A 6,645-nucleotide genomic window follows, 5' to 3' on the forward strand; every position below is an offset into this window, starting at 1 on the left:
CCTTCGTCGTTGCGTGGGGAGGTCACGGCAGGGCTCACAGGTTGGTCAGGTCGGCCGGGATCCGCGCCTGGCAGCCGTCCCGCAGGACGGTCGCCTCGATCAGGCCGTAGGGCCGGTCGGCGGCGAAGTACACCTCGTTGTCGTTCTTCAGCCCGAACGGCTCCAGGTCCACCAGGAAGTGGTGCTTGTTCGGGAGGGAGAAGCGGACCTCGTCGATCTCGCCGCGGTGCTCGATGATCCGCGTGCCCATGGCGTACAGCGTCTGCTGGAGCGAGAGCGAGTACGTCTCCGCGAAGGCCTCCAGCATGTGCTTCCTGGCCTGCTGGTAGGACTCCTCCCAGTCGGGCGCCGGCTGGGCGTCGTCGGTCCAGTTGAACCGCCAGCGGCCCGAGACCTCGGTGGCGAGGATGCGGTCGTACGCCTCCGGCAGGGTGGTGTAGCGGTCCTTGACGTAGCCCCAGAACTCCGAGTCGGTGGAGTTCAGGACGGTCAGGTCCTTCAGGCCGGAGAGGACCTCCCAGGAGGAGCCGTCGTACGTGATCTGGGCGAGGCGGGTCTCCTGTCCCTTGCGGACGAAGGAGTGCGCGCCCTTGCCGGTGTGCTCGATCCGCTCCCAGGCGTACTCCTCGATGCGGATGCGGGCCCGGTGGATGGGCTCCTGGGAGGCGACGAAGTGGCGGGCGAGGTGGATGCCGAACTGCTCGGCGGACTCGATGCCGTGCTCCTTGGCGAACGCGTACACCGTGTTCTTGGTGGTGTCGGTCGGCAGCACGTTGGTGTTGGAGCCGGAGTAGTGGACCTCGTCCATGTCGCCGGAGAGCGACACGGAGACGTTGAGGTCCTTGATGTGGTGGGTGGCGCCGTCCCGTGTGATCTTGACGACTCGGTTCTCGGCCTTGCCGTACTGGTTCTGTCCCAGAATGGTGGGCATCTGTAGCTAGCTCCCTCGGTATACGGAGTAGCCGAACGGGTTGAGCAGCAGCGGTACGTGGTAGTGCTCGCCCGGCACGACGGCGAACGTGATCGCCACCTCCGGGAAGAACGCACCGGTACCGCTGTCCCGATTCGCGGGGGCGTCCTGCTGCGCATCGGCTTGGTTCTTCGCGAACTTCTCGAAGTACGGCTCGACGGCGAAGTCGAGCCGTACGTGGGTCGTCCCCTCCGGCGGTGCCGGCAGGTCCTTGCACCGGCCGTCCGCGTCGGTCGCCGAGCCGCCGAGCGCCTGCCACTGCGCTTCCCGGCCCGCGCGGACGGAGAGCCGGACGGCGACGCCCTCGGCGGGGCGGCCGACGGACGTGTCCAGGATGTGCGTGGACACGGAGGCGGTGGTGCTGGTGCTCATGGTTCAGGCTTCCTCTTCGGCGTCGGCGAGCTCTTCGACCAGCCGGGCCAGCCGGATACGGTTGATCTTGCCCAGCTCGGTGCGGACGATCTCGCGCTCCCGCTCCGGCGGGTTGCCGAGCCGCTCCCTGACCGCGTCCCGCATCTGCTCGGCGCTCTTGCCGGTGGCGCAGATCAGGAAGACGTGGCCGAAGCGGTCCTGGTAGGCCAGGTTCAGGTCGAGCATCTCCGCCCTGAGCTCCTCGGAGGCGCCGGCCATGCCGCGCTGCTCCCGGGCCGAGGCGGGGTCGCCGGGCCTGGGGCGGCCGATCGGCGGGTGGCCGGCCATGGCCTCGGCGAGGTCCTCGGCGCTCAGCTCGGCCAGGGCGGCGTCGCCGGCGGCGTAGAGGTCGTCGGGGGTGGCGTACGGCCGGGCGGCGAGCAGCCGCTTCGCCCACGTGGTGGAGGCGCACGTCTCGTGCAGGACCGCGAGGGCCGCGTGCTCCTCCAGGGCGTTGAACCGGACCAGGCCAGGGGGCGTGGAGGTCGGAGTCACGGGAGTCAGCTAACGCTCCCCCACGACCGCGCGTCAACAGTCTGTTGAAAATTCGGGGTAACGAAACCCGTCCGGAGCGTCGCCGGGACGGGGCCGCGCTCAGCTGTCCTTGTCGCGGTTGAGGTAGTTGTAGACCGTGAAGCGGCTGACGCCGAGCGCGCTCGCGACGGTCTCCACGCCGTGCCGTACCGAGAAGGCGCCGCGCGCCTCCAGTATCCGGACCACCTCCTGCTTGGCCTTGCGGTCCAGGTCGGCCAGCGGTTTGCCCTTCTTGCGCTCCATGGCGGCCAGGATGTGGTCGAGGGAGTCGGCGAGCTGCGGCAGGCGTACGGCGACCACGTCGGCGCCCTCCCAGGCGAGCACGACGTCGTCGGGGCCGGCCTCGTCGGGCGGGAGCATCTCTCCGCCCATGGCGTCGACCAGCGGCTTCACGGCCGTGATGAAGGGCTCGTCCCCGGTGCCGGTCACTCGGCGTCCTCCCCGACCACGTTGACCTGGAGGGAGACGCGGGTGGCGCCGGCCTCCAGGGTCTTGCGCAGCAGGGCGTCCACGGCGGTCAGCACCGCGTCGGCGCGGCCCTCCGCGGTGTTGCCGAACGGTCCGACGTCCACCGCGTCCAGTTCGGCCGCCTCCAGGACCTCGCGGGCGACCAGCGCGTGCCCGGGGGCCTCGTCGAGGTCGAAGGGTTCGGTCGTGAACTCCACTCTCAATCGCACGCGCTCAACCTAACGCGCGGCACGGCCTTTCGGGCATCCGCTTACGGCTTCGCCTTGCGCAGGAAGCCGCGCAGCCGCCGCAGCGGCCAGGTGTTGATCACGTCGTCCCGGGTGAGCCAGCCACGCTGGGCGGTGCCGATGCCGTAGCGCATGTTCGACAGGTGGAGCACGGAGTGCGCGTCGCTGTTCACGGCGAACCGCACACCGTGCCGGCGGGCCCGCAGGATGTCCTCGTCGCGCAGGTCGAGGCGGTCGGGGTGGGCGTTGATCTCCAGGGCCGTGCCGGTGCGGGCGCAGGCGGCGAAGACCTCGTCGAGGTCGGCGTCGATGCCGGGCCGCCTGCCGATGAGGCGGGTGGTGGGGTGGCCGATGATGTGGACGTACGGGTTCTCGCAGGCCCGCACGAGCCGTCGGGTCAGGGCCTCGCGCCCCTGGTTGAAGTGCGAGTGGACGGACGCCACGCACAGGTCGAACCCGGCGAGGAACTCCGGCGGCCAGTCCACCTCGCCGTCCGGTCCGATGTTCAGCTCGGTGCCGTGCAGCAGCCGCATCCCGCCGCGGCCGCCGTGGGCGCGGTCGAGCGCGCGCACCCGTTCCCGCTGGGCCAGCATCCGCTCGTCGGTCATGCGCTGCATGGCCATGTCGGGCGCGTGGTCGGTGACGGCGTAGTAGGCGTAGCCGCGCCCGGCGGCGGCCCGGACCATCTCCTCCAGCGAGGCCAGCCCGTCGGTGAGGTCGGTGTGGGTGTGCAGGTCGCCCCGCAGGTCGGCCTCCGTGACCGGCTCGGGCAGCTCGCCGCGCAGCCCGGCCTCGATCTCCCCGCGGTCCTCGCGCAGGGCCGGCGCGATCCACGGCAGCCCGAGCCGGGCGTACACCTCCTCCTCCGTCTCGGAGACGATCTTCTCGCCGGTCCCGACGTCGAAGAGCCCGTACTCGGAGAGCTTGAGCCCGTGGTGCACGGCGCGCTCGCGGACGCGGATGTTGTGCGCTGTGGACCCCGTGAAGTACTGCAGGGCCGCACCCCAGGAGTCCGGCGGCACGACCCGCAGGTCGACGTTGAGACCCTTTTCGGTGCGCACGGAGGTCTTCTTCTCGCCGGTGCCGATGACCTCGGTGACGTACGGCAGTGCGGTGAACGCCTTCGTCACCGGCGCCGGCCGGTCCGCCGCCACGAGGATGTCGATGTCGCCGATGGTCTCGCGCATGCGGCGCAGCGATCCGGCGTACGTGACCCGCGGGCAGCCGGTGGTCCGGGCCAACGCGTCGACGACCGACTCCGCGAGGTCCGTGGCCACGTCCAGCCGGACCCGCCCGCCCGCGGACCGCAGCAGCTCGATGCCGTGCAGGATGTTCTCCTCGGTCTTCGGCCCGAAGCCCTTGAGGTCGCGCAGCCGCTCCTGGCGGACGGCCTCGGCCAGTTCCTCGACCGAGGAGATGCCCAGCTCCTGGTAGACGGCCATGGCCTTCTTCGGGCCGAGGGTGGGGACGGCCGTCAGCCGGCGGACGCCGGCGGGGATCTTCGCCCGCAGCTCCTCGACGGCGGAGATGCTGCCGTGGTCGACGTACTCCAGGACCTTCCGGGCGATGGACTTCCCGACGTTCGGGATCTCCTCAAGGCCCTTGGGGCCGAGTGTGGCGACGTCGGCGTGGTGGCCGCCGACCGCGCGGGCGGCCTTCTCGTAGACGCGCGCCTTGAACGCGTCTCCGCCGGTGATCGAGATCAGGTCGGCGTACTCCTGGAGCAGCGCGGCGACCTCGTCGTTGGAGCGGGCCACCCCTTCAGAGTACTTGACAGCCCTCCCCCACCCCAGGCAGTCTTCCGTTAAGCAGAAACAAACTTCCGCAATATGGAATTCTTGAATGACCAGTCCCTCGCCACGGAAGGGAGCGCCGGCCCGTATGGGATTCGATGAGCAGCGCTTCAACGTCAACCTGTCGATCCTCTTCACGGAACTCCCGCTCCTGGAGCGCCCCGCGGCCGCCGCCGCGGCCGGCTTCACCGCGGTCGAGCTGTGGTGGCCCTGGATCGACTCCCCCACCCCCGAGCGGTCGGAGCTGGACGCCCTGAGGACGGCGATCGAGGACGCGGGCGTCCGGCTCACGGGCCTGAACTTCTACGCCGGCCGGCTGCCCGGCCCCGACCGCGGCGCCCTGTCCCTGCCCGGCGAGGAGTCGGACAGGTTCCGCGCCAACGTCGACGTGGCCGCCGACTTCGCGCAGTCCCTGGGGTGTACGGCCCTCAACGCCCTGTACGGCAACCGCGTCGAGGGCGTGGACCCGGCCGAGCAGGACGCGCTGGCCCTGGAGAACCTGGTGCTGGCGGCCCGCGCGGCCGACCGGATCGGCGCGATCCTGCTGATCGAGGCGCTGAACAGGCCCGAGTCGCCGCGCTACCCGCTGGTGTCGGCCCGGGCCGCGGTCGGGATCGTCGACAAGGTGAACGAGGCGACGGGCCTGGGCAACGCGCGCTTCCTCATGGACCTCTACCACCTGTCCATGAACGGCGAGGACCTGCCCGCGGTGATCGACGAGTTCACCCCGAAGACCGGTCACGTCCAGATCGCCGACAACCCCGGCCGCGGCGCGCCCGGAACGGGTGCGCTGCCGCTCGCGGACCTCCTGGGCCGGCTGACGAAGGCCGGTTACGACGGCTGGGTGGGCCTGGAGTACAAGCCGGGCGACCGGCCGAGCTCCGAGGCCTTCGACTGGCTGTCCCGCTGACCCCCGCACCGAGAGGCACCCCCGACATGAGCAACCTCCCCAAGATCGCCTGGATAGGCCTCGGCATCATGGGCTCCCCCATGTCCGAGAACCTGATCAAGGCGGGTTACGACGTCACCGGCTACACCCTGGAGCGGGAGAAGCTGGACCGCCTGACCGCCGCCGGCGGCACCGCGGCCGGCTCGATCGCCGAGGCCGTGCGCGACGCCGACGTGATCGTCACGATGGTGCCGGCGTCCCCGCAGGTCGAGGCCGTCGCCTACGGCCCCGACGGCATCCTGGACAACGCCCGGTCCGGCGCCCTGCTGATCGACATGTCGTCCATCACCCCGCAGACCTCCGTCGACCTCGCGAAGGCCGCCGCGGACAAGGGCATCCGGGTGCTGGACGCGCCGGTGTCCGGTGGTGAGGCCGGTGCCGTCGAGGCCGTGCTGTCCATCATGGTCGGCGGCGAGCAGGCCGACTTCGACGAGGCCAGGCCGGTGTTCGAGGCGCTGGGCAGGACCATCGTGCTGTGCGGTCCGCACGGCTCGGGCCAGACCGTGAAGGCCGCCAACCAGCTGATCGTCGCCGTGAACATCCAGGCGTGCGCCGAGGCCGTGGTCTTCCTGGAGAAGTCGGGCGTGGACCTGAAGGCCGCGCTGGACGTGCTGAACGGCGGGCTCGCGGGCTCGACGGTGCTGACCCGCAAGAAGGACAACTTCCTCCAGCGCGACTTCAGGCCCGGCTTCCGGATCGACCTGCACCACAAGGACATGGGCATCGTCACCGACGCCGCCCGCACCGTGGGCGCGGCCCTGCCGGTCGGCGCCGTCGTCGCCCAGCTGGTGGCGTCCCTGCGCGCGCAGGGCGACGGCGGCCTGGACCACTCCGCCCTGCTGCGGGCGGTCGAGCGCCTCTCCGGCGCCCGGGTCTGAGACCTCCGGGCGGCGCCGCGGCCGACATCTGTCCTGTCGCGCCCAGGCCGCGGCGCCGCCCGGAACCCACGACCCCGGGCGCACCGGGGTGTTGTTCCCGGCCAGGTCGTGATCCCCGTGTTCGGCAGCGGACTTGACGGCGAAGCCGTGCGGCTCACCTCGGCGGCCGCTCCAGCCGATGACCGAGGACCGACCCACAGGCGGCCCGCGACCGCCCTACGGCCCGGATGAGGGGTGGCCGGACGGCGGGTGCGCGGGCAGGCCGAGGACCGCGGTGGCGTGCGAGCCAGTGCGGTGGTGCAGGGTCCGGACCTCCTTCTACGACCTGAGGGAAGGAGCGCCCGGCCCGTCGCGAGCCACCGCGGTCCCGGCCCTCCACCGGCGCGCGCCGGATGCGGACGTGTTCCCATCCGGC

General features: G+C 71.3%; 8 protein-coding genes. 2 read left to right on the forward strand and 6 right to left on the reverse strand.

Annotated features, from left to right (window positions below):
• Positions 1-34: 34 nt before the first annotated feature.
• The 6 genes from pucL to polX form a co-directional block, all read right to left on the reverse strand.
• Entirely contained in the window at positions 35-931 is an 897-nt protein-coding gene (gene pucL, locus ACYF6T_RS36895) for a factor-independent urate hydroxylase (RefSeq protein ID WP_461702070.1), read from the reverse strand.
• 6 nt (positions 932-937) lie between these two features.
• The gene (uraH, locus tag ACYF6T_RS36900; RefSeq protein ID WP_461702072.1) at positions 938-1,342 is read right to left on the reverse strand and encodes a hydroxyisourate hydrolase; all 405 of its coding nucleotides are present in this window, start codon (positions 1,340-1,342) and stop codon (positions 938-940) included.
• A 3-nt stretch (positions 1,343-1,345) separates the two neighbouring features.
• Positions 1,346-1,876 (reverse strand): 2-oxo-4-hydroxy-4-carboxy-5-ureidoimidazoline decarboxylase, encoded by a 531-nt coding sequence (gene uraD / locus ACYF6T_RS36905; RefSeq protein WP_461702074.1) that lies wholly within the window; start codon positions 1,874-1,876, stop codon positions 1,346-1,348.
• A 99-nt stretch (positions 1,877-1,975) separates the two neighbouring features.
• A complete protein-coding gene (locus ACYF6T_RS36910; RefSeq protein ID WP_461702076.1) occupies positions 1,976-2,344 on the reverse strand; it encodes a helix-turn-helix domain-containing protein in 369 nt (122 codons plus the stop codon).
• Positions 2,341-2,592 (reverse strand): YkoF family thiamine-binding protein, encoded by a 252-nt coding sequence (locus ACYF6T_RS36915; protein ID WP_461702078.1) that lies wholly within the window; start codon positions 2,590-2,592, stop codon positions 2,341-2,343. The genes ACYF6T_RS36910 and ACYF6T_RS36915 overlap by 4 nt, the downstream gene beginning before the upstream one ends.
• 41 nt (positions 2,593-2,633) lie before the next feature.
• Positions 2,634-4,367 (reverse strand): DNA polymerase/3'-5' exonuclease PolX, encoded by a 1,734-nt coding sequence (gene polX / locus ACYF6T_RS36920; protein ID WP_461702080.1) that lies wholly within the window; start codon positions 4,365-4,367, stop codon positions 2,634-2,636.
• 124 nt (positions 4,368-4,491) lie between these two features.
• Between polX and ACYF6T_RS36925 the strand changes: the two genes are divergently transcribed.
• Both ACYF6T_RS36925 and ACYF6T_RS36930 read left to right on the forward strand, forming a co-directional pair.
• Positions 4,492-5,313 carry a TIM barrel protein gene (locus ACYF6T_RS36925; RefSeq protein WP_461702082.1) on the forward strand — a complete coding sequence of 274 codons (822 nt, stop codon included), beginning with the start codon at positions 4,492-4,494 and terminating at the stop codon, positions 5,311-5,313.
• A 26-nt stretch (positions 5,314-5,339) separates the two neighbouring features.
• Positions 5,340-6,230 carry a 2-hydroxy-3-oxopropionate reductase gene (locus ACYF6T_RS36930; protein WP_461702084.1) on the forward strand — a complete coding sequence of 297 codons (891 nt, stop codon included), beginning with the start codon at positions 5,340-5,342 and terminating at the stop codon, positions 6,228-6,230.
• The last annotated feature ends 415 nt before the right edge of the window (positions 6,231-6,645 follow it).

It is taken from the genome of Streptomyces sp. 7R007, assembly GCF_054850255.1.

Excerpts from the sequence above, each read along its gene's own strand:
- pucL (WP_461702070.1), bottom strand. The coding sequence starts at position 931 with ATGCCCACCATTCTGGGACAGAACCAGTACGGCAAGGCCGAGAACCGA.
- uraH (WP_461702072.1), bottom strand. The coding sequence starts at position 1,342 with ATGAGCACCAGCACCACCGCCTCCGTGTCCACGCACATCCTGGACACG.
- ACYF6T_RS36925 (WP_461702082.1), top strand. The coding sequence starts at position 4,492 with ATGGGATTCGATGAGCAGCGCTTCAACGTCAACCTGTCGATCCTCTTC.
- ACYF6T_RS36930 (WP_461702084.1), top strand. The coding sequence starts at position 5,340 with ATGAGCAACCTCCCCAAGATCGCCTGGATAGGCCTCGGCATCATGGGC.